The organism is Moraxella sp. ZY200743 (genome assembly GCF_050885545.1).
Classification (GTDB): Bacteria; Pseudomonadota; Gammaproteobacteria; order Pseudomonadales; family Moraxellaceae; genus Moraxella; species Moraxella haemolytica.
Genome location: NZ_CP091313.1, coordinates 979016 through 1003497, shown reverse-complemented (window position 1 = coordinate 1003497; position 24482 = coordinate 979016). Strand labels below are relative to the sequence as shown.

Here is a 24482-nt window from a genome sequence, read left to right as displayed (position 1 = left end):
GCATATATATGAAATACAAATTATCTGTAGTCATGATTGTCAAAAATGAAGCCAGAAATTTAGCAATCAGCCTGCCCGCCCTAGATGACTTGGCAGATGAAATCATCATTTTGGACAGTGGTAGTACTGATAACAGCCGTGAAATTGCCGAAAAGTACGGAGCAAAATGGTATGTTAATACCGACTGGCAAGGCTTTGGCAAACAACGCCAAATCGCCCAAAGCTACGCCACAGGAGATTGGATTTTGGCAATTGATGCCGATGAAGAAATCACAGCTGAATTAAAACAAAGTATTTTACAAGTCATTCAAAATAAGCCAGACCAGATTGTTTATGGCATAAGAAATATTGACTGCATATTTGGAAAAAATGAAATTGATGTGCCAAATTGGCGTATCAAATCTCATTGGCGATTGTACCCCAAGCACATTCAATTTAATGATAACGCAGTCCACGAATCTTTGGTTTTATCGGATAAGATGGAAACACAAACATTATCTGGCTACGCACGCCACCACACTGCCGAAAGCCCGCTATTTTGGTTAAATAAGCGGTTAAGCTATGCTTTAACTTGGGCAGAAGAAAAATTCCAACATGGTAAAGATGCTTCTTTTTCTTCTATTTTAATACATACGATTGGGGCGTTTTTTAAGCAATATTTACTTGATGGTCGATTCTTAAAGGGGAAGTATGGATATTTATATGCCTTATTATTCATGCAATACACCTTTAATAAATATGCAATTTTATACGATTTAAAGCACAATCAAGCAGAACGGGCGTTTTTAGATTATAATGAACTCACCAAACAACAGCAACCTGTGGACTTATCACAAAAGAAAAGTACACTCTCTTTGGTCATGATTACCAAAAATGAAAGCAAGCATTTACAATCATGCCTAGATACAATACATGATATTGTTGATGAAATCATCATTTTAGATAGTGGTAGCACCGACCACACCAGACAAATCGCTGAGCAATATGGAGCAAAATGGTATGTTAATACCGACTGGCAAGGCTTTGGTAAACAACGCCAACTGGCACAAAGCTACGCAAGCAGTGATTATGTACTGGTATTAGATGCTGACGAAAGAGTTGATGGGTGCTTGCGTCAAGAAATTGTTGAAAAAGTCTTGAATTACCCCATTGAGCATGAAAAAGTCTTTTCGGTATCACGAGTTAATTTATTCTGCGGTGTAGAAACGCAGCCAAGATTTTGGAAAACCAACCGATTGGCTCGCATTTATGATCGTGAAAAATTTCAATATTCCAGCTTGGAAGTGCATGAATCCCTAGATCAACAAGGTGCACCAAGCAAATTGTTGGCAGGATATTTGCCCCATATCACCAATGATAATCTGCACCATTTTTTATTTAAAAATGTCCGCTATAGCCATGATTGGGCGATTGAAGCATATAAGAAAGGCAAGAGGGTTAATATTCTCTCCATCTTTTGGCGAGCATGGTTTTCTTTCATCAAAATCTATTTAATACGGGGTGGTTTTTTATCAGGTACATACGGACTGATTCTTGCGATTGCCTCTTTTGGTTACACATTGGACAAATACCTCATGCTTTGGCAAATGAACAAGGACAACAACAATCAGCACATCAAGGAGCATTAAGGTGAATTCTGCAAATATCACCCCAGTAATCATGGCAGGTGGTAGTGGTACTAGACTATGGCCTCTATCAAGAACCAAATATCCAAAACAGTTTTTAACATTAGGACTAGATCAGCATACCCTATTGCAACAAACCGTACTACGCCTAAAAGAGCTTAATTGCACCGAGTTAATTTTAATCTGCAATGAAGAACACCGTTTTTTGGCAGCTGAGCAGATGCGTGAAATCGGTATTTCTGCAACCATCATTCTTGAGCCAACTGGTAAGAACACCGCTCCAGCTGTTGCTTTGGCGGCATTATATTTACAACGACAAAAAATTGATACAACCATGCTGGTTTTGGCAGCAGATCATGTCATCCAAGATGTAAACATACTGCATCAAAGCATCTTGCACGCCACTCAGCTTGCCCAACAAGGCAGCATGGTTACTTTTGGCATCACACCTACCCACCCCGAAATAGGCTATGGCTATATTAAACAAGGCAAACCTTTCCTAAATGGCTTTTGTGTTGATAAATTCGTGGAGAAACCTACTTATGCCACCGCACAAAGCTATCTACAAAGTGGGGATTTTCTTTGGAATAGCGGTATGTTTATGTTTAAGGCGGACAAGTATTTACAAGAATTAGCAACATACGCACCAGACATATTTGACTGTTGTTCGCAAGCGATAAGCACCACCAAGGCAGACTTTGATTTTATTCGTATTGATCAATCTATTTTTGAAACGTGTCGTTCTGAATCCATTGATTATGCCATCATGGAACATACTCAAAACGCCACTACGGTAACTTTGGATGCAGGATGGAGCGATGTGGGTTCATGGTCAGCACTGTGGGATATTCAACAAAAAAATGATGATGGCAATGTTATTATTGGCGATGTCATCGCTCATCGCAGCCACAATAACTATATTCATGGCGAAAATCGCTTGATTACCCTAGTTGGCGTTGATAATTTGATTGTGGTTGAGACCAAAGATGCCGTCTTGGTTGCCAATAAAGACAACACTCAAGACATTAAAGGTATCGTTGAGCATATCAAAGATAAGGGTCGCCAAGAACACGACATTCATCGTGAAATCTACCGACCATGGGGAAAATATGACAGCATCGATGCTTCAGATCGCTATCAGGTCAAACGCATCACTGTAAACCCAAATCAAAAATTATCATTACAAATGCACCACCACCGCTCAGAACACTGGATTGTAGTAAAAGGCACAGCCAAAATCCACAAGGGGGACGAAAGTTTTTTATTAACCGAAAATCAGTCAGTGTACATTCCGCTTGGAGAAATCCACGCCCTAGAAAACCCCGGTATCCTGCCCTTAGAGTTGATTGAAGTACAATCAGGCAGTTATCTTGGGGAAGATGATATTGTTCGTTTCAGTGACATTTATGGTAGAGAAAATAATGGCAATTCCTAAAATCATTCATCAAACCTATAAAACCGAAAAATTACCACAAACAATACAACCCATCGTTGCTGAGTTAAAACAGAAGAACCCCGATTGGGATTATCGGTTTTATGATGATGAGGCTGTTTTGGCATACATTAAAAAACACGACAACGGTCGAATTCTGCAAGCATATCAACGCATTAACCCTGTGTATGGTGCCGCCAAAGCCGATCTATTTCGTTATTTGGTACTATATCATGAGGGCGGTGTTTATCTGGATATCAAAAGCACTTGCGTTCACCCCCTAAATGAGGTCATCAAACCAAATGACACTTTTATCGTTACCCAATGGCAAAATGAAATCGGACAAGCCGAAGAAGGTATTGGTAAATTCTTGTATATAACAGAAAATCTTGGCATTAAAAATGGCGAATATCAACAATGGTTCATTATTTGTGAGAAACACTCTCCAATCATGAAACATGTACTTGATTCGGTCGTGGATAACATCTTAAACTACCGTGCTTGGCACTATGGTTTCCATAGCTATGGTAAGCGTGGTGTTCTTTTTGTAACAGGTCCTGTTGCCTACACCAAAGCCGTTCATGAAGTTCAAAACTTACACCCCATTCGTTTTGTGCGTTTTGACAAAGAAATTGGCTTTGTGTACAGTGCTTTGGAGTCTAGCACTGCACACACCAAGATTCTAAAAGGCCATTATGCCAGACATAAGGGATATATTGTCAATCAAGGCTACTGGATAAATTTTTTATCCACCATTTATATTGCCAGCACCAGACTGTGCAAAAACACATTAAAGTCTCTAGGTGTATTTAAAGAATAGAAAGCAGATTGATGGGTATTGTTGGTCAATAATCGGTTTGCTGTCAATAACCTAGCAAGCTACTACGCCATCAAAACACGCTCCCAAACTTCTCGTACGAACGCCCTACTCTCCTGCCATGCTTCATCATCAACGATGATTTGTTTGTCAGACAGGGCAAGTTCATGCGTGGTCTTACGCAGTAGTAGATAAGTTTGGGTGAGTTTATCGCACCATTTTTCACTCATCAGCTCCGTCTTTGCCACTTCTTCAAAGATACGCACATTATCCGACCATATGGCAAGATTTGGATACACATGAGCATAAGACAATACCATAAACTGTGCCAAGAACTCAATATCAACCAAACCACCAAAATCTTGCTTAATATGAAACTGATGGTTTTTGGTGTCTTGTGTACCTAGATGACTTTGCATTTTTTGTCGCATATTTAGTACTTCTTGGCGTACTTGGGCAAGCTCTCTGGGTCTGGTGAGAATGGCTTGGCGAATCTCATCAAACGCAGCCAACACCATTTCATCACCAGCAACCCCCCTTGCTCTTACCAGCGCTTGATGTTCCCACGCCCACGCCTTATGCTGTTGATACAGCTCAAAGGCGTGTACCGACACCACCATCACGCCTGCATTGCCAGATGGTCGAAGGCGAACATCTAATTCATAAGCACGGCCATCACGGGTTTGGGTGGTTAGATAGCTAAGCACTTTTTGTACCAAACGAGAAGCAAACTTCATGCCACTCACCGCCTTCACCCCATCGGTATCCGCCTTTTCATCAATATTGTGCAAAAATACCACATCCAAATCCGAAGTATAAGACATCTCGATACCGCCAAGCTTTCCATAGCCAATCACCGCAAAGCCCGAATGTTCGCTATTAGCTCGCTCACCTGTTTGCAATAGTGGATAGCCATGCTTATGCGTCAGCTCATCAAAAGCACGCCTTACCGCTGATTCTAGTACCACTTCAGCAATAAAAGTCAGGCTATCAGAGACTTTCATAATATGTCTTAGTCCTAAAACATCAGCGGTTGCAACTGCCAAGACCTGTGTTTTTTTGAATAATCGGACATTCGCCAAATAACTTTCATCATCAAATCGCTCCACCCTAAGCAAGCCTTGACGCAAAATATCAGTCAGCTCTGCCTTATTGGGCAAATGCAGATAGCGTTTTTGTAAAAAATTATCCAGTAGCATCGGATATAAGGCAAGCTCTTTGGCAATCCAATGACTTGCCGAAAGCATGGGGATAAGTGCCACAGTAGCATTCGGATTTTCTGCAATCATCACCAAATAAATTGAACGGCGACAAATGGATTCTAGCAGAACAATCAATCTTGGCACAGCGACATCAGCACGCTTAGCCCCATCACTTTTTGCATGCTCCAATAAAGCGTGTAAAATAATAGGATAGGCAGCATCAAGCCGTGATTTTGGCTCATCATCTAGGCTGGCTACAAGTTTAGACTGATTGAATTCACTCAACAGCTTCACGCTTTCATCACTTAGCACTGACTGTAAGGATTGCCAAATATCATCAACACTACCTAGCTCTTGGGTGGGGCTTTGACGGTCTGTTACCATGCGTTCAAACGGCACAGACACATTATCCCTATGTTCATCTAGCTTTTGACGAAAAGCACCAATCTCATCAAAACCCATCACCTTAGCGATGGCGAGTAAGGAGAGCTCATCTTGGGGCAATCGTTGGGTTTGCTCGTCATTTCTGGCTTGAATGGCGTGTTCCAATCGCCTCAAGAAGCGATAGGCAGCAGACAGTTTTTCGGCTTCGGTATGCTCTAAATGCCCAAGCGATGACAACACCTCAATCCCTTTTAGACAGGATAAATTATCCCCAAGCACCGCCTGATGACCGCCATAGATCAGTGCAAACGCCTGTACGATAAACTCAATATCACGAATGCCACCCACACCCAACTTAACATTATCCAAATCCTGCCTTTGGGTCTGCTGAGCCACAATCAACGATTTCATCTCTCGCAATGCCCCAAAAGCACTATAGTCAATATAATAGCGATAGACGAAGTTTTTACGCAAGTTAACCAGTTGATCAAAAAATGATGCAGAGACTTGATTAACCACTCTTGCCTTTAACCAAGCAAATCTCTCCCAAGTGCGTCCATGTTGATTAAAATACTTTTCTAAGGCACTGGCTGTCATGACCAATGCCGAACCATCACCCCATGGTCGCAGTCGCATATCCACCCGAAACACAAAACCATCTGCCGTTATTTCATCAAGCAGGCGAATCACGCCTCGCCCCAAATGAGTCATGAATTTTTGATTATCAATGCTTTTTTTGCCCATCTGACTGATATCAGTCTCACCTAGCCCTTTATGAATAAAGATTAAATCAATATCGCTAGATAAATTTAGCTCCATCGCTCCAAGTTTTCCCATGGCAATGATGGCAAATTCATCTACCTGTCTTTTTCCATCAACGATGGTCATCGGCACACCGTAGCGATGGGTGAGCTGATGATAGACATGGTCTTTAGCGATATTGATGCAGGCATTAGCAAAAACAGACAATTCACGCATAAGGTCATCAAGAGTGATTAGCCCAAGTGCATCTTGCCAAATCCACTTTAGCATGAGCATCTGTCGGCATCGTCTTAGCCCCATCATCACATTATCATCACCTTTGGTCATTGTGATGAATTGGTCAACCTGTTTTCTTAACTCATCATCACCAAGCTCATCAAATAATCCATATTGACCCAAGAACGACTGAGCATTTTTGGTGTGCTTATCGTATAAATCTTTAGCAAAAGGACTGGCTAGGGATAGAGTCTGCAACTGAGCTTCGGTTGGTATGAATACGGCTGTCGTCATGGCTATTTTTTTACGCAAATTAATTTTTCCCATTTTACACCAAAAATTACGCTATAATAAGCTTAATTTTTAAATCATACAGCAAAAAACATCCTATCAACAGCCATTAGCCATACCATGACCACATTGTTACTTATTACCAATGCCCCGCACAGTCATAAAGCAAAACTCGCCCTAGATACCGCCAAAAAACTACTTGATGCAGGCAAATCCGTACAGGTATTTTTTTATGGCGATGGTGCTTATACCGCAAACCGCCTATTATGGCAGACCGCCGATGTAGTGAGTGTTGCTGATGAGTGGGTAAGGCTTGCACAGACGCACCGATTGCAATTACCTGTTTGTGTTAGTACCGCACTGGCACGAGGTATTACCGACACTCAAAATGCCACACGGCATGAACTAAATGGCGACAACCTACGCACACCCTTTTATCTAGTGGGACTATCCGAACTTGCCATGCAGATTGATGTTTGTGATGAAGTATTGCAGTTTTAATGGTGTTATTTAGCAGACAAGTCTAATACTTTTGGCTAGCAAAATAGCACCAAAATCAGATATTTATAACGGACAAAAAGATGAAATTTTTAATCACCATCAGTACTGATAGCGAGCTAATTAGCTATGAAGCAGTCGCTTTGGGATTCACTTTAGCAAGCTTTGACCATGAAGTGCAGTTTTATTTTACTGGTAATAGCCATCTGGCACTAAACGATAAACAGAGTCGTATCTATGGCATGGTGCAGTCACTTGAATTATATGACATTGCTAAAGCATGGACAGATTTTAGTCATGATACCATCTTTGATGAGATGATTGATGGTCTATTGCTACGCCTAGATGCACCACCAATGACGACAGATTTTGACAGCGTTTTGGAATTTTAAATGACAAGCACAACTCTACAACTAGACGGTGATGGTCATCTTACCGATCACAACACATGGACGCCAGCGGTAGCACAGGCTTTGGCAGATACGCTAGATATACAGTTAGGCGATATTCATTATCGCATCTTAGGCGAAGTGCGGGCATTTTTTGAAAAATACCATCACAGCCCAACCACTCGCCCACTCATCAAGCACTTAACTCAAGCATTGCCTACTGATGATATTAGCAATACCAAATTGCAACAACTCTTTAATACAGGGCTTGTGGCACGCCACATCAATCGCATCGCAGGATTGCCAAAACCGCCTAATTGTCTATAGAGCTACGCTTAATCAAGACGACTGGATAAACGGTGATAGCCAACACTCTCACCAACATCACCAACAAAACCCATCTGTCGCCAAAGTTCATATAAGCAAATAGATACCGAATTGGCAAGGTTTAGACTGCGAGACTGTGGCAACATGGGCAAGCGAAGCCAATTATCTACACCGATATCATCTCTAATCTCCACTGGCAGACCATCAGTCTCAGAACCAAACACCATCGCAACACTTTCTTCTTGAGTAAGACTAAAATCATGCTCATAAAAGCTATGGCTAAACTTGGTGGTCAATGCTACCACTTGGTCAACACCCATCTCATTTAGCATCTGACGGCACGCCCACCAGTCTTCATGCACTTTCAAATCAGCATATTCATGATAATCAAGCCCTGCTCGTTTTAGCTTGGTATCGTCAAGCTCAAAACCAAGCGGTTTAATTAAATGCAGTTTGGCTCCTGTATTGGCACACAGGCGAATGATATTGCCAGTGTTGCTATTTACTAATGTAACTATTTGATTTTACAGAGATTATAAAGGTTTAATGGGAAAGTTCTGGGCATATTCTTGGAATGAAAAACAGCCTTAAATACCAAGGCTGTTTTTATATTGTACAGTTTAACTAAAAAATTAGCAATCAATTACCATTAAAATAATTCAGCAATAGGTAACATACTTGGTGAACTTACGATTGTACCAACACCCCAACCTACATTAGGCACAGGTAAAAATGGGTTTAATACACCTTGAGTACCAAGTATATTTTCTGCCAAATAATGTTGTGCCAGTACATGACCTGTATTTGTATACAATTGCTTAGCGATTGCTTTTTGGAATCTTAAAACAAACTTAGTGAAGTTTAATACAGCCAAGTCATTTAATGCCTGTGTCGTACGACCTGTGGGTAAATCATAGTTAATAAATGCTTCTTGTGCTGCAAAAATACCAGCCATGAATGCTTCTTTAGCATTCTTACCTTGTTTGAGTTGTTGTTTTTCAATATGTCTAGCCAAAGTATATTTGGCAGCCATATCAGAAAACTGAGTCATTTCAGACAAGAACTGATAACCTTTGGTATTAGGTGCAAGTATTGCCCAATCTACTACTGTACGAATAGGTGTAGGTATCTTATTGCCAAGTTTATCCAGCTTGGTTTCAAAGTCTGTTTTAAACACTTTGTTTTTGGATGAAATATCTTCACCTTCAACCAAAGTACTCATAATACCTTCTTGCATATATTTGTGCATACCACTTGATTGTATTTGATATTCTAGTTTTTTGAGTTTGGCTTGTAACTCTTTAACTTTATTTGGATTATCTTGATATGCTTGAAGTTCTATTTGTACTTTAGTAAGGTCTTTAACCCACTTATTATAGCGTTTACCTTCACGCCAAGCATAAGTAATATCCCTAGCCATTTGTGTAGGCGTAATACCTTGTAAAGCCAGATACATTAAGTTGGCTCTGATGTTGCCCCAAAGAACTTTAATACTACGAATAACAATGGTATTTTTCGCTTGTTCAGAAAACCATTCCCATACCAGCTGATGCTCATGTGCTTTATTCTTAGCTTGGTTGTCATAGATTGCTTCATATAAAGATGTAATTAGCCTTTGAAAGAAATTGCGTTCTTCACTAGCAATATCAAACCATTCCGCAACAGTCCACTTCTTAAAACCAAAGATAACATTCATGTGATGCTTAGGTATAATAATGGGTTTACCTTTACCAAAACCAGCTTCTAACTCTTTACGCAAAGGGTAAGGGAGTAAGCGTAGAATATCTTGTACTTCTTCATCTTTGCTATTAGGGGTTAACACTTTATACAAATCAGGTCTTGCTTTAAACCCTTCAACAGGGTCATTAGCAATATCCACCAGAGTTTTACCCAAACTCTGTTGTAGGTTTTTGATTTGTGGATTAACTTCCAAAGCAGCCATTTGTGTACCCATCAGCAAATCAAAACTTAAATCTCTTTTTAAGATGCTATCACGGGTAGTACCTTCCATCTCATACTGATAACTAATAATCCTACTATCAGTACCTGCAACAGCAATTAAGTTAGAACCTGCATAATCTTTTGGATTATATTCATCAGGATTCATCTTAGACAATTGTATTCTTAAATTTAATTGCTCTTTTGCAATATTGGCTATCTCTTTACCATGTTTTTTGTAGTGTAGCACTTCAGTACCCTTGTTATGGGTATCCAATAAGTCAGTAGCTCCAGACACTCGTCTGGTTGCTGCATAGTTCTTATTCACCATCAAATAACGCTCGTTTGTAGGGTCAAGGCTATCTTTTGGTAAAGGTTTTAAATCTACCAATTCATAACCTTCTTTAATGTATTTACTTATATCATCTTCAGATACAGCTTTAATATCTGTACGAGCATCATGAATAGCAGGGATATAACCCTTGTTGTAGTTTAAAGGGTTGTCTTTAAACTCTTCTTTGGAATTTCTGACATTAGCTCGCTGGGTTTGTAGCACTTTAAAGATTGCCTCTTCATGCTTAAACATCAAGTCTTTAATATCATCACTATATTTGGATTTAACAGTATCCAAAGCATACAAAGTAACCAGTTCATCTACAGTTTCAAAGACATCTTTATCCATGTCTTCAAACTGCTTAGCCCAAGGTGTACCAACACTGACTGCAATCATTTCAGCAGACTTTAATAAGTTGGGTGTTGTGGTCTCATTTGACATATAGTAACCCAAGTTTTTAATTTGGATTTTCATGTCATTTAAGATATGTTGCTCAGGTACTAGCTGTTTAAGTTTACTCTCAAGCTCACTTCTACGCAAAGCTCGCTCAGCTTTACTAGTAATCAGCTCTTTAACTTTGGTTTTATCACTGTGATAATTAAGCAGTGTTTGAGCATCTGTTAATAGCAGATGACGAGTAATACTTTCTTTTTGAGGTTTTTCTAAATCTTTACCAAACCATTGTCTTGCCAGTTCAATAAAACCATCTTTAATGCTTACTCGTTGTTTTTGAGCCACATTGTTATAAGCAACCAGTCTTTCAAATATGCCTGTTGCTGTGTTGTACTGACCACGCAATTCTTGAAATAAACTGCCAAGCTCATCAAATCCACCATTCTTTAAAGAAGTAGCAATAGAATCAGCAGTCATGTTTAATGATTTTTGTGTAACTTCTTTTACGGTAGGAATATCTGAATCAGCTTGTGTACCATCTTTCTTATCAATCAAGCTGTTATCTCGTAAGTTCTTAACAAGATTTGCATATCTACCTATAGCACTTTTATCATCAAGTGCAGATGCTTTATCCAAAGCAGTATCAATCACTTTATCTACTACTTTATTTGCAAAATTCATAGGCTTTATATATGCCCAATGGAACATGGTATCTACCATGTTCATTTTATCTGCACGGATATTAGCATCAATCTTAGCCAGTTTAATCGCCAGTTCAGCCAAAGCATCAGATGATGTATCAGATTTATAAATGAATTTATCACGGATTAAATTGAGTGCTTTAAACACCATAGACATGAATTTATCAAACCATGATTCATTCTTGATGTGTGATGTTTTATCCACTTTGATATTTAATCTTTGTTTCATGGATTCAGATGTCATAACCAGAGCAATAATACGAGCAGTTGCTTCATTGCTATTTACATCATGAAATAAATCACCATACTGTCTATCAGCTCTTTGTTTTTCAATCTCTGTCATGCTGTCATATTCAGGATACAGCTTATGCACATCATCAAAATATGCTACCATCTGTGCAACCACATCTTTAAGCTCAATCATGGCTTGGTTATCATTATGATGGATAAACAAATGTTCCATGCTGGTAGCCAGTGCAGAATAAGCATGAGCTTCTTTAGGGCTTAGATTAAATAGTGTTGCTGGTGCTTTGATATATTCTTGGTTATTATACAGCCGTACAGCTTCATCTTCATTGACATGAATAGATTCATAAGCTGGTGTATAGATGGCATTCATTAAGCTTTGTAAGCGTTGAGAATGCTCACTACTGATGGTTTCATCGTAGATACTACCAAACACTTCATTAACACTTGCTTTATTGTCATACTCTTTAATAATGTCTTGTTCAGACATATTTTTATTATAAGTATCCCCAAAATCTAGTGTTAAATTGCTTTGGATTTCACTACCATTTAATTCAATGACTTTTTCAATATTAGCCAAGAAGGTTGTGTAATTAGTATTAAAACCAATCTTAGACAACATAGATTGTACTGCTGCCCAGAATTGCTCAAAAAAGGTTAACTTCTTTTTAACTTTAATACCAGCTTTGGTCAGATTCAGTTCAGCTTTAATAAAGTCAGCAACTGCTTTGTTTTCCATACCATAAGCAATCAGTTCAGCCAAACCAAGCATATCTTTTAATTCATCAGAAGTATCTTTATCTACCTCTGGTTCAAAGATTTGTTTTAAGACAGTGTCTTGTTCTTTATAACCTTTTGTTTGATAGGCTTGTTTAAGCTGTTTATACATGACTTTTAAATCTTTGACAGCTTGATGTTCAGTATGCTCAAGACCTTTAATGGTTACAGCATGAGAGATTTCATGGTTTAATAAACGAACCTTTTCATTATCGCTCATGTTTGTCCATACAGCTTCGTTTAGAGTAATCACACCATCTTGGTATTTACCATTAAAATTAGCATCAGCAACAAACTGTAATTGAATATCAGGTTTTTGTTTAACCAGTGTAGTAAATAAAGCATTAAACAATTGTTTGCTGTGATGCTTAGCTTTTAATCCTTTAAATACTTTTTCAATATCTTTATGATTAAATGTTTTACCTACTCTTGATACTACTGGTTTTGATTGTTCAACAGTTTGATTATCCTGCTTTTGATTTGTAGTAGCAGTAGTAGTAGGTTTAATGCCTTGTTGTAATAGGCTATCCAAACCATGTGTGTATTTACTTTCAGAATAATACATACTGTTCTTAGCCAGTGCAGGTGTATCAATCTGTATCCAGTCCCTTTTAATAGGGTCATATTTATACCACTGGCTACCCATCGCAGCATATAAAGGTTTGTTCATTTTAAATGCCAAATCTTTTGCTGTGTATAGTGCATGGCTGAGTTTGAACTTATCATTTTTATCAAAGTAAAAAGCATCTTCAACATAGACAGCATCACTGTGATACATTTGATTGGCAATATTGATGAGTTTGCTATAATCACTACGAGCATCATTACCAGCTTTACCTTTAATGAAACGCTCTTTATCCAGTTGTTTGAGTCGTTTGTGTCCAATAAACTTTCTGGCATTATTTTCAATATAAGCATCTTGATGGTTTGCATGGCTAGTATGATTAATATGACTGCCACTAAAATCATAGCGATTTGCTTGATTAACAATATGCTCTACGCTTTGGATACCATACTTATTATCTGTTACAGCAATTAGATTTAGCTCTTGATGACTGTTTGCTTTTGGATAGTCTTCATGATGCTTGGTAACATCAAAAGCCGTTGCATAACCAGTTAAAGTATCATACAGCTTATCAAAGCGTTCATTAGTCTTTTTAAAGATTTCTATGGTCGTTTGCAAATCATCTTGAGTAATGTCATAGCTACCAAACTCTCCACTATATTGGTGCATGGCTTTTAAGTTAAGCATGATTGTCTGTCTATTATCATCACCCTCTCTTACATCACCAAAGCTGTTATAAGCCACAGATAACATATCAACAAAAACCTCATTGGTGTTTTTATCAATGCCTTTACTTTCAAGATGTTTTGCATATTCATTAATCTTATCCATCAATGTACTTAATGATTCAAGATGTGATGAGTATTTACGGATAACATCATACGCAGCTTTATTTTGAGCAATAGCCATATCTACATAATGATTACCACCACCAATGTTAGCATCATGTACATTGCTATGAATGACATCAGTACCAGCCATTGCTAATGATGAAATACGAGAATCTTGGCTTTGTGTTTGGATAGAGTTAGCCACACGAGCAGCAGTCTCAATCACCATCTTTTTAGTAGCAGATGATGCTGTTGTGGACTGTAACATACCCTGCTCATTCATCATGTAAAAGTTATTTTGAGTAAGTTCACTGTTACCACTGACTGTTTGTTTTACAGTGTTAATCAGATGAATCTTGGCTTTTTCATCATTGGTTTCAATACTGTGTGGTGTGTGTACTTTTGGTAGTAGGTGATTTAGACTACTTTCAAGCTGTGCAAGTTCAGTATAAGTTAAGCCTACAAATTCAAGCTCATTATTGGCTTGAATACTTGCTGACTTACCATCAAGACCTAAGTCTTGATACTTTTGGATAAGCTGTTTTAGTTTCTTATCTTTCATATTTTGGTAAGCAATATCATACTCAGCAATATATGCTTGTGCTGATGCTTGTAGCATACGGATATTGCGTTTATTGGCTTCTAAGAAATCACCTTCATATACTTCCAAACTATGCCAGATACTATTACCATGTGTATTTGTGAAGCTGTCATTCATCTTAAGAATGTCTTTATCACTAAACCATACTTCGCTAAGCTTAGTTAAATCACTGCTAGGGCTTAAGATAAAGTCTTTACCATCTTGTGTTTTAAGACTAAGTACTGTACCAGCATCTTTACCCAGCAAAGTATTTACTGCTTTAACCAAAGGAACAACATCACTTTCTAAGATGATGCCAAGCTTGGCAGGATTGTCTTTATGCTCTTTGGCTTTATTAGCAATATCAGCAAATATATCTTGAATGTCAGCTAAGAATCTATGATACACAGAATTGATGGTTGAAGTTTCACCTGAACCATAGTTTACAGGCACAAGTACATCTTTGGCTGACTTTCGCTTATCCAATGTTTTAAAGAATGATTGAATCTGTATGTATATCTGTAATTTGCTTTGTAGCCGTGCAGTGTCATCAGCATTTTCTGATGGATTCGCTAATTCACGGTTGATAAGGGTAATGTTGTTATTGATGCCTTGTACCATACGGTTTTTAAATTCAGTATAGTAATCCCCAAGTGTAGGGTTATGACGAGCATTTTGATAATTATCATAACCAGAATCATGGCTGAATAACCCAGTACGCAACTGCATGATTTCATCTGCTGTACCTGTATTCACATGAGCCAGCATGACACCGTTGTTAATACCATCAGAACCCAACCCTAATGAATGGGTAAAGCTACCATCTGTACCATTAACTGCTGTTTGGTATCTACTCCACTCCATTAAAGCCCTTAGTGATGAAGCATTCATATCCATATCAGATACTGCTGTTTGGATACTAGACATTTGGGCTTTACTGATTTTTTCAGAAGCCAATACTTTAGTCATGGCATCAGTAGCTTGCTTAATATGTTCTTGATTTAAGTAATCCAAGAATAAAGGTATAAACACATAGCTTGGCAGTTTATCCACCGTAAAGCCTTCTTTAAAGATTTGGCTAAGGTGTTCATCTTGTTTAATAACAGTTTCAATAAAATTTTCTGAACCTTCCATATTCTCACCCAATGCACGCAAGAATATCATTAGCCGTAGTTCATCTTTATTGAAGTCTTTTGCTTTGGCTTTGTCTTTTACTGTATTTAGCTTTATTAGCATTGAAGCCAATGTGTCTGTTTTATTATTACTTAGCTTAATGGTTGTTTTATAACTGGCTAAATCAGCCCAAGCACGGTGCAGTTTAGAGCTTTGAATATTAACCACATTAGAATTTAAGTGCATACGAGTGTTCTTAGCCATAAACATCGTATCCCAGAACTGTCGTACACCACCTTGTTTAACCAAGCCAGCAAAGAAGCTGGTCGCATTGGTTAAGTCTCTCATGACACCATCAGCACTGCCTAGCATACCAGCTCTATCATTGATATGAGCTTTAGCCAATTTATCAGCAGTTACCTTAGCACCAATGGTTTGTAAAAGACTCTCTTCATGGTCTTTTAATAGTGTCTCAATCACATGATTAAATTCTTCATTAACCACCATAGGCTCTTGCTGTGATTTATCCACCAGTTGGGCTTGTACATCAGCCACCTGTGCTTTAGTACCTTTAATAGAGCGTTTAACTTTACCTTTTTGAGGTGCTTTGGTTAAAGGTTGTCTTTTAGCACTGACACCACCAAATATATCAGACAAATACCCAGATGTAGCTTTATTGGTATCAATGATTTGTTTAAGTCTTGGATTTACTTTTTTACCAGATAAATCACTAATAGCCATAAAACGAGTAGTAGCATGTTCTGAGACTTTATCCAGCTCAATACTAGCATCTGCTAAATTGACTTGTGCCATATTAGTCAAATGCTCTTTGGTATTCATCTGCGTGATATGTATAAGGTCAGCAGCTTGCATGGCAGAGATAGCCCAACCACCTAATGCACTATACAAACGGCTATCTAGTTCCATAGAACCTAGCTCATTAGCAGAGATGTTTAATGTCTTAGCAACACGCTCACCAATCTTTTGAGCTTGGATATCATACACAAAACCTCGGTGCTGATAAGTATCACGAAGCTGTTTGGTAAGATATACTGATTTTCTTTGCTCTTCATCATACAGACCTAGTAACTGCTTGATTTCATCATCAGTATGTCTGGTATGATTACCATTAGCGATGATATAGTCGTAGACGGTATAGCTTAATGCACCCAGTAGATTTTCATCCACTTGGTTATTTTCATCCAAGAAATAGCTTGCCATAGAAGCAAACTCATAACCTTGTGTTTTCTTGGCTACTACATCTTGCAGATAATCTTTAAACTCATGATGAAATGTCCAGAAGTCTTTAAGCTGTGTACTTTGTGCTTGATTAGGTACATCAATACCCATCTTTAAAGCTGCTTTAACTGGATTAATCAATAAATTATCCACAAAGTTACTGTACATACTTAGTGGCTTATTCTTACTTTGGTCTTGTTTGAAGTAAGTTGTCAGTACATTCTTAGTATCTGTAATTTTATCTTTTACTGGCTTTAATGCTTTATTATGCTCTGCCTGAATATCTACCTCTGATTGAAATACAGACAACTTAGCATCAGTAGATTTTATAAAATTACCAACACCATCAGCTACAGACAGCTCAATACTATCAGCCAAGACATCTAACAGTTTTTCATAAGCAGTCTGTTGTTTATTACTAAATCCAAGATATTTACTGACAGCAGACTTTAATGCTTGATAAGCATTCTTAATTTTACTGTTGTGTCTGTTTTGTATTTTGATGCTTTTAAGTACTTCTTTGACATCTTTATCCAGCAAACCTTGGCTTAAAGTAGTAGAGGGATTCATCACAGAATACATAAGCTTGGTCTGTACATCTTTATCAATATTATTGATATTATCTCGTAGATACTTATTAATCTGTTTACCAACATACTTCACATCATTGCGTAGATTAGCAATTTTCTTACCTCGCTTTAATGCCTCTTTTTGAGTGTCATCTAGGTCAGCAGTATCTTGTGTATTTCTAATAACTTCTACAGCTTCATCAGTCAGCTCGTCCATTTCATCAGCAATCTTACTTAGCGATTGCTTAAGCATTCCACGAGCTAAGTCAGTATGTATGTCTTTGCTATCAGCAGACAGATGAATGACACCATTGTCATCACTAAGGTGCTTATGACTTTGATTCACCACTTTGACTTTCATGTCTGGATTATATTTATCCAAAGTCTCAATGATGCTTTGTATTTCAGCATGATGAATGGCTTGTGGATGAGTATTACCCTTAGTGGTTTGTTCAACAGGTTTTACAGGATTAATGATATCAGCAATCTGTTTTGCATTAACTGTCTTATGCAGTACATCTTTTAGCTGAGGCTGTACTGGTTTAATAGCTTGTTCTTGGTTAAGCACATCAGCAATTGCAGTCATACCCATCTTAGTTGCTGGCTTGGTTTTAGCGTCCCTTCGTAAGTTGGTAGGGATAGCAGATAACCGTTGTGGTTTATCTTCAGATACAACCGTAGTATCTGTCGTAGCTGTATTATCTGTTGGTTGAACAACTTGTGTATCAAAACCAGACAAATCAAATACAGTGTTTTCATCAGCAATCTGTACCGTGTCTTGATTTGTTGGATTGATTGCAGGATTATCCACGGCATTAGAGTCATCATGAATGACAGCATCTTGTGCTAATTGTGGTGTATCAGTAATACCTCCTGTAGCATCGCCTGTATTGCTTGTATTAGCGTTTTGGGTATCAGCTGGGGTAAATGTACCAGATGCCTGTATATCGCCTGCATACACGCTCTGATAGCTTTTAGCAGTGTGTATGATGTTATTATCATACTTAATTTTATTAGCACCTCTATCATTAGCATCAATGGTTAATACACGAGGCACATCAGCATGATATGTACCATCACTCATGAATGTACCAATGCTATCTAGTGCTTTGGTGATTTGTTGTTGCTGTTTGATAGGGCTATCATACCCTTTAATTGCATCAGCCACTACAGGTAATAATTGTTTTAATACGCTAGCTTCTGAGTATTTATTGGTTGAGTAGTTATTACCATATAGCTGTAGTTGTGGGTTGGTAGCCATACTAACCAAAGCATTAGCATAATTGGGGTTATCTTTTACAGCCACACGAATCATATCCGTAAAGCGATTGGCTTGTTCAATAAAAGCAGACTGCCTACCTTCATTTGTACCATCATGTACAATATTGTATCTATCAGGTTTATGCTTGTAGTTGTTGCTATCACGAATATTGGTTGCAAAACCAAAAGCACCAGCGGTAATATTACCAGCTTCATCCATGACATTATTAACAGCCGTATAAGTACCCTCATCATTCTTTCTAGCACCGTTGTACAAATAGTGAGAGATGCTGTGGTATTTTGTCTTATTGTTCTTATCTGTAGTTACATCACGACCAACCCAGACACTATTAGGATTACTACCATCATTACTGGTTTTAAATGCTTGTACGGTCTTGTATTGTCTATTTACTTGTGGATTATAGTCTTTAAATGACTGCTGTGCCACAAGCTCACCAGTGGCTATATCATCAGCTTTACTGCTACTACGAGCCACGATAGGCTCTGATGGGGTATTGGTGTTACTCTTGGTATTACTACTTTCACCATGACGAGTGATTACATTAAGATTTTGAGCATTGATATTGACAGGTTTGGTATTAATACTATCAAAATCAATCAAATCCAAGTCAGCCAATCTACGAGCAGGAATGCTTGTATCATCTTTTAATAGGTTATGGTAGGCACTAGCCATTTGTTGAATGTGTGCTGCTTCATTGGTTACATTTTCTACATAACGAGCAGATTTATTGTTAATGGTAATAGCACCATATTTTTTACGCTCAGCAGGGGTAAACTCACCCTCATAAATTTTCCATTCATTGCTTTGACTATCACGAGCTACGGTATAAGTATTACCTGTCTGTTTGAACATCTCATAGGCTTCTTGTGAAGCAAAAGCTTTAGAAGTATGTGAAGCCTCCCATGTATATAAGTCATCAGCCAGCTTAGCCAGACTGCTGGTATCATTAGCACTAATACCAGTTAGTAGTCTTTGTTGATACTCAAGCAAGCCACGATTAGACTCCTCTGCGGTATGTCCTACACTGCCTTTATAAATATCAGAAACTACCGTATCACCTGTCTTATTTTCATTAGCCAGTTGGTTTACTTTACTTAGCTGTCTTAGGGATTTAATTTCATCATCACTTAGTACGCCAGCCTCTACCATACGATTGATGTGTTCATCATTCATCTCACGAGAATAACGAATCAAATCAGTCAGTTGATTGGCTGTAGTTTGTTTAGACTCTGTTTGTTCTTGTGTCTGTTCTTGTGTCTGTTCTGTACTGGTTTGTTCAGGGTTTTCAAGCTCATTGACATAAGCTTGTAGTTCGTCTATCTGTGCTTGTAATTCTACTTGCTTGGCTTGATTGTCTTCATCTAGTAACTGTTTTTGTAGTTCTTTTAAACGAGAAGTAGGGTCATCAGAAATTTGATGAGAATCTGTAAGGTCATTGGTGGTATCAGGATTAACCCCTGCATTTGCCAAGATATTGTTGTAGTAGTTGTGGGTTTCTTTGTAATTTTTTACTTTATTAAATCTGGTCTGAGCATCTGTAGAACCTGCACCAGCATTATAAAATGCTAATGCCATCTCCCAGTTACCATTACTTTTTTTAAGTAAATCACGCATATATCTGGCTTGTCCATCAATAGATGAAGCCACATCATTAACATCTACCCCATATTGTTTAGCAGTACCATCTAAGAACTGTGCAATACCTTTAGCACCTTTAGAGCTTTGTGCATTAGGGTTAAAATTTGACTCTTGTGCAAGCTGTGCTTTTAATATTCTTTGTTCTTGCTCTGTGTACCCATACTTGGTATAAATTTCTTTTATTAGAGCATCATACTGAGTGCTTCCAAGATTTAGGTCTTTAGATTTTTTATACTCAGTAGTAGTAGTAGATTTAGTACCACCAACACTACCCACTCTACCTAATACTTCAATATCAAAGTGATTACCTGTTGTTGTTTTAAACCATTTAAAACCATCTAAGCCTTGACTGGCTCCATCTTTATGTTCAGCCACTACCTTGACAACATAACCATGTTCTTTAGCCAGTTGTTCAATACGAGCTTTGGTTTGTTTGTAGGTTTGTAAGTTATCAGTAGTTAAAGACAAATCAAACTTAACACCTTGTGTGTGCTTTGATGTACTGCCTTTGTGGTAGCCATCATTAAAGGCTGAGAAATTCTTCATCAAACCACCCAGACCATCGTCATCAAGCACTTTAGCAAAACCTAATGTGTCTGCCTTAGTTACACCACCAGCCAGAGCATCAGCTTTAAAGTTGGTCTTAAAGCCAAGTGATTTACCATAGGTAGTACCATCTTTTTGTGCCAAAACATCTTTAAAATCATGTGCTGTATAGTTAGCATCAGATGTACCAGTATTGGTATTTATAACAGGTGTATTAGGTACACTGACACCAGTACTTGCCAGATTTAACCCTATGTTATTTAATGTTTGACGAGCTTGGATAAAACCATCTACCACAGTATCTACAGTTGATGAGGTATTATCAAATTGACTAAAATAAGCATCACGCTTATTTGTCATTTCCTCAATACTTTTTGAAGCGACATTAATGTCTTTTTTTAGTTTAGCTTTCTTTTTAGGGTTTTGCTCATTTTCATAATCAGCTTTGAGTTTATCCAATTCAGAAGTGGCTTTATTTAGGATTTTATCATAAGATTGTCTGTGTCTGGTTACAGCATCCGTATTACCCTCATCAATAGCAATACCTGAATTTTTTAATTCATTATCTACTTCAGATTGATATTTATTAAATAGTTTTTGTGTATCAGATGTGAATAGGTCTTTGACTGCATTAGAAGCATCGGATATGTCTGTAGCATCAATATTAGCTATCTTGTTAGCAAAGAGTACAGGGGCTTGTATTATACCACCTACATAAGCCTCTGTTAATGCACCTTGCCCCACCCCTTTAAGCAGCGGTTTATCATCCTCAAGGTTATTTACTACTTGGGTATAACCCCCTGATGCAGCATTAGAAACCCCTTCACCAAAAAGTGCTTTCTCAATCGGTACATCATCTATTTTTCTTCTTCCAAGTCTAGCTGTAACCAAATCCTCAAAAGATGTACCCCTAGTTAATAAGGTACCTAACTGATTAAATGCAGCTTCGCCAACCCCTGCCGCTAAAGCATACTTACGAGTACTCAAATCATAATTATTATTATTTTGTTGTGCTTTATCTTGGATATATCCAGAATAACCTTGAAGAAATCCTTCTGTTGGAACTGCAGCTTTACCAGCCCTGCTAAGTAAAGCAAGATGTGTCAATTCAGATACAAGCTCCTGTCTTACTAAACTAAAAGCATAGCTAGGATTTTCCCTAAGATATTTTGCTGATTGTCTTATTTCATCAATGAAACCCCCAACTGTACCATTTGGATTAACCTTCTCTGATATTTTTGCATACTCCTTTTCTTGAAATTTTCTATAGCTATTATCAATATCATCTAGGTATTGTTTAACAGGGGTATACCCAACCATTTTTGCAGAATCCTGCATGATTTCATTGTATCGTTTATTTTTTTCCTCATCAGTTAGACCGTCAGTATTTGTAAGGGCATAGCGAACAGACCCTAATATAGTAGCACCTGTACCTTGTGCTTGGTTTAAGCCTCTAGCGAAGTCATTAGCCCAAGGGTGTATATCCCCTACTGTGAAGTTAATATCTTTAGCTGTATCAAATTCTGCAACAGCTCTGTGAGCTGTAGGTGAGATAGGTAGCCCTAAATCAACAGTAGGTACAGCAGTACCTGATAAATTTACATTCACCCCATTACTGTTACTATCTTGAGCTTTTTTTAATTTATTTGAAGACCTAACAAACGCTTCTTGGTATTTATCAGCATTTCGTTTGCTTTGAATAGACATCCTATCAAGATTCTCTAGTTCCTTTTTTAAGACCTCATCAGAGTTTCCGTTAAGAATGTCATTAACATTTATGTTATAAACTTTAGACATAAAAAATACCTATTTACTAAAAACAATTTAAAATAGTTTACAAGCAAATAGGTAATTATAAAAAATGTAGGTGTGTTATTCAGTTTGTTTTTTATGATTGCTAGATAGATAGCAACACAGTAACCATACTACCAACCATACTATCCATAAAATAATTGATGAGTTTGAAGGAGCATACAACGCTCCATACTGTATATCATGAAAAAAGCTGATAGTTGCATTTTGTACACTCGAACCTAAAGAAAGGTAATCCCAAATATAATGTACATAAGTTGGTACATAGTATTGGCATACTAAAGATATTATAAAAAGAGTAACTACCACATTTCTAATATTTTTAGGCTTAATAATACGCACAATTAAAAATATCAAAGCAGAAACCCCAACAATCTGTATGGCAATAGGTGATAATCTATACATAGCCATTGCATTTAAAGCAGGGGGTATGTGTAGTGCTATTAGAATGTTCAATAGCACTGTAATAATTTTAGGATGTTTGCTTTTAATATTATTTGGGTTATTGGTTTCTAACTCATTATTAATCATAACATTTCCTGAGTAATTTTGTACGAATTTAGATATTTGAGCCTATAAGCTGTCTTATTGGTAAAGTAGCTAAGAGTAAGTGGTAAACTGATTAGTATATAAATAATTAATGGTAGGTACACTTCAGGAGCATTCTTGGTTACCTGAAGTGTATCACTGATAAATTGGGTTAGTATCCAACCTAATATACCAAGAATGAAAATAGCTGTTGGAGATGTAACGGGTGATGCAGGTTTTTTCACAGCAAACAGTGCAACTAAAAAGGGTACAAGATGGTGTATAGTAGCCCATATTAAGTTCTCAAATAAATCTAAATTAATATATGTACCTTTAAATAGACAGAATATATAAGAAAATATAACAGCTGTTAGTAGTATTTTATATCCAGAATGTATGCCGTTAATATGCCCATCAACCCATAGTGGGTGCTGTTTGGCTTCTTCTAATGTCTTTGGTACATATTTTTCATCCGTAATCATTTTATAATAAAGAATAGCGTCTGATACTTTAGCTTCAGCAACAGCATCTACAACATTTGGATTCATAAAGTACTGCTTAACCAATTCATCGTGAGTCATATTATTTCCTATAAATAACTAAATACCGTGCGATGCACGGTTTTGTGGTTTTGGCTTTAAGTAAATTTCAGTGATTATAAAAAGGATAACTTTATGAGTAATTTATGCCAAGTGGTAAATGCTGGGTATTTAGTTATTAAATTAAGTTTTATTTATAGTATTGTTTATACTGCATAGATAAAGAACAATATAATAACCAGATTACTAACCAAGGTATCCATACAAATATCAACAAATCTGTTGGGTAATACATCCTCCCATAGCTTACTTCATAAAAAAACTCAAATGTTTTAGAAAGTAAACCTGTCTGATATGGGCTAAAAAGATTTTTTAGATAGATTGGTAAATAATACTGACAGACCAATGACACTATAAGTATTACAGTTACCATAGTTTTAATATTTTTAGGTTTAATAATGCGAATACCTAAAAATACTAAAGCAGATAATAATACAATATATACAGCACCAGTAGATGCTTTCCACATATTGACAGTAATATTATCCCTTCCCAATGCCAATAGTAAAGGTATAATATGTAAAGCTATTAAAATATCCAATAATACTACAATGGTCTTAGATGCCTTTTTCTTACTAGTTATTGAATTCTTTTTTAATAACTCATTTGCATGGTTTATCTCCTCATTAAGTACATTACCCTTAATATTAGGATTTATAAAATACTGTTTAATCAACTCATCATCAGTCATAATACTTCCTAGTATTTAGATATAATTAAAACCGCATGGGATGCGGTTTGGTGGCTTGCTTTTAAGTAAACTAAGCAATTATAAAAAAGGATAATTTTATGACTAGTTTTTGTCAAGTGATAAATGTTGGATATTTAGTTACTAAATGATGCTTTAAA

General features: G+C 37.3%; 12 protein-coding genes. 6 read left to right on the top strand and 6 right to left on the bottom strand.

The genetic code is table 11. The features are described from left to right. The first annotated feature begins 8 nt into the window (after positions 1-8). Genes L3D27_RS04910 through L3D27_RS04900 form a run of 3 tightly spaced genes read left to right on the top strand, consistent with a single transcriptional unit; the run spans position 9 to position 3877 of the window. Complete coding sequence (locus tag L3D27_RS04910) at positions 9-1628, top strand: glycosyltransferase family 2 protein (RefSeq protein WP_432481762.1); 1620 nt, start codon at positions 9-11, stop codon at positions 1626-1628. Between the two features lies 1 nt (position 1629). Continuing rightward, the gene (locus tag L3D27_RS04905) at positions 1630-3060 is read left to right on the top strand and encodes a mannose-1-phosphate guanylyltransferase/mannose-6-phosphate isomerase (RefSeq protein WP_432481761.1); all 1431 of its coding nucleotides are present in this window, start codon (positions 1630-1632) and stop codon (positions 3058-3060) included. Then, positions 3047-3877: a glycosyltransferase family 32 protein gene (locus tag L3D27_RS04900; RefSeq protein WP_284674402.1), complete on the top strand. Its 831-nt coding sequence runs from the start codon at positions 3047-3049 to the stop codon at positions 3875-3877. The genes L3D27_RS04905 and L3D27_RS04900 overlap by 14 nt, the downstream gene beginning before the upstream one ends. A 62-nt stretch (positions 3878-3939) precedes the next feature. On the opposite strand, the gene glnE is transcribed toward L3D27_RS04900, so the two are convergent. Further along, complete coding sequence (glnE, locus tag L3D27_RS04895; RefSeq protein WP_432481876.1) at positions 3940-6732, bottom strand: bifunctional [glutamate--ammonia ligase]-adenylyl-L-tyrosine phosphorylase/[glutamate--ammonia-ligase] adenylyltransferase; 2793 nt, start codon at positions 6730-6732, stop codon at positions 3940-3942. Positions 6733-6849: 117 nt separating this feature from the next. Between glnE and tusD the strand changes: the two genes are divergently transcribed. The 3 genes from tusD (at position 6850) to L3D27_RS04880 (ending at position 7943) form a co-directional block, all read left to right on the top strand. Next, the gene (gene tusD / locus L3D27_RS04890) at positions 6850-7230 is read left to right on the top strand and encodes a sulfurtransferase complex subunit TusD (protein WP_284674401.1); all 381 of its coding nucleotides are present in this window, start codon (positions 6850-6852) and stop codon (positions 7228-7230) included. Between the two features lie 80 nt (positions 7231-7310). Further along, complete coding sequence (locus tag L3D27_RS04885; RefSeq protein ID WP_284674400.1) at positions 7311-7619, top strand: hypothetical protein; 309 nt, start codon at positions 7311-7313, stop codon at positions 7617-7619. Continuing rightward, entirely contained in the window at positions 7620-7943 is a 324-nt protein-coding gene (locus L3D27_RS04880) for a TusE/DsrC/DsvC family sulfur relay protein (RefSeq protein WP_284674399.1), read from the top strand. Between the two features lie 8 nt (positions 7944-7951). Here L3D27_RS04880 and L3D27_RS04875 read toward each other — a convergent pair whose 3' ends face one another. The 5 genes from L3D27_RS04875 to L3D27_RS04855 form a co-directional block, all read right to left on the bottom strand. Further along, entirely contained in the window at positions 7952-8461 is a 510-nt protein-coding gene (locus L3D27_RS04875; RefSeq protein WP_432481875.1) for a tRNA (cytidine(34)-2'-O)-methyltransferase, read from the bottom strand. 131 nt (positions 8462-8592) lie between these two features. Then, complete coding sequence (locus L3D27_RS04870) at positions 8593-22491, bottom strand: transglycosylase SLT domain-containing protein (RefSeq protein WP_432481759.1); 13899 nt, start codon at positions 22489-22491, stop codon at positions 8593-8595. Positions 22492-22566: 75 nt separating this feature from the next. Then, entirely contained in the window at positions 22567-23037 is a 471-nt protein-coding gene (locus L3D27_RS04865) for a hypothetical protein (RefSeq protein WP_432481758.1), read from the bottom strand. Continuing rightward, entirely contained in the window at positions 23034-23615 is a 582-nt protein-coding gene (locus L3D27_RS04860) for a hypothetical protein (protein ID WP_432481757.1), read from the bottom strand. The genes L3D27_RS04865 and L3D27_RS04860 overlap by 4 nt, the downstream gene beginning before the upstream one ends. A gap of 148 nt (positions 23616-23763) precedes the next feature. Continuing rightward, positions 23764-24324 carry a hypothetical protein gene (locus L3D27_RS04855; protein ID WP_432481756.1) on the bottom strand — a complete coding sequence of 187 codons (561 nt, stop codon included), beginning with the start codon at positions 24322-24324 and terminating at the stop codon, positions 23764-23766. Positions 24325-24482: the final 158 nt, after the last annotated feature.